The sequence below is a fragment of the Cobetia sp. SIMBA_158 genome, assembly GCF_046566945.1.
GTDB classification, from domain to species: Bacteria; Pseudomonadota; Gammaproteobacteria; order Pseudomonadales; family Halomonadaceae; genus Cobetia; species Cobetia amphilecti.
Genome location: NZ_JAWJYL010001172.1, coordinates 1 through 232, shown reverse-complemented (window position 1 = coordinate 232; position 232 = coordinate 1). Strand labels below are relative to the sequence as shown.

The 232-nt window shown below is 64.7% G+C and carries 1 protein-coding gene; it reads right to left on the bottom strand.

What is annotated here, in order from left to right:
* Positions 1–232 (bottom strand): hypothetical protein (locus R2R70_RS23450; RefSeq protein WP_410979414.1); only part of this gene is annotated, 232 nt, incomplete at both ends.

The window sequence follows — 232 nt, the reverse complement described above, 5'->3', positions numbered from 1 at the left end:
CCTTGCGCGTTCGGCGAAAGCGTTGCCGAAAGCGAGTCCGCGTTGAAGAGGGCGCCCGCGGTCAACCGGAACGCGCTCGACGCGAACGGATACAGATCGAGATAGGTGCCGCCCTGTGCGAGCGTGAGGTGCCCGTCGTAGCGGTTATCGTCGACTGTCACGGTGTGACTCAGGCCGAATCCCGCTGCTTCTGCGTGCATGCCGAAATGCGGGCCCAGATTGATCGCGCCGC